The organism is Mycobacterium sp. E183 (genome assembly GCF_001667735.1).
Lineage (GTDB): Bacteria > Actinomycetota > Actinomycetes > Mycobacteriales > Mycobacteriaceae > Mycobacterium.
Genome location: NZ_LZJN01000164.1, coordinates 1 through 661 on the forward strand (window position 1 = coordinate 1; position 661 = coordinate 661).

General features: G+C 71.7%; 1 protein-coding gene. It reads right to left on the reverse strand.

Annotated features, from left to right (window positions below):
- Positions 1–661: PPE family protein (locus tag A5691_RS19655; RefSeq protein WP_231982307.1), on the reverse strand; the 661-nt coding region annotated here is incomplete at both ends.

Below are 661 nucleotides of genomic sequence, written 5' to 3' on the forward strand. Positions count from 1 at the left end.
GCGGCGGCCTGCGGGGCCGCGGTCGTCGTGGCGGTGGTGGCCGCCTTTTGCGCGACGTTGGCCGCGTTGCCGGCGGAAGTGTTGGCCGCCGCGTTGGCCACCGTGCTGGCCTGGGTGGTGGTGCCCGCGTCGTTGGTCACCTTCGGGGCGGCCTGGAACTGGGTGATGCCCTTGGTCGCCGCCGTGGACTGCACCGAGTAGTTGGCCATCGCCCCGGCATCCTGGGCCCAAAACTCGCCGTACTGGGCCTCCAACTGCGCGATCGCCCCGGTGTTCTGCCCGATCACGTTGGTGGCCTGCAACTGCTGCACCAACGCCCGGTTGGCCGCGATCACCGGCGGAGGCACCACCGCGGCGAACGCCGCCTCATAAGCCGCCGCCGCCGCGGCGGCCTGCACCGCGGCCTGCTCGGCCTGCGCCGCCGTGCTGGCCAGCCACTCCGCATACGGGGTGGCCGCGGCCGCCATCGCCGCCGAGGCCGTGCCCGCCCACTCCTCACTGGCCAGCTGGGTCACCACATTCTGATAACTCAACGCAGCCGACTGCAGCTCCGCGGCGATCGCATTCCACGCCGACGCCGCCGTCATCAACGACCCCGACCCCGGACCGGCATAAATCCGCGCCGAATTAACCTCCGGCGGAAGCGCCCCAAAACGGTTCC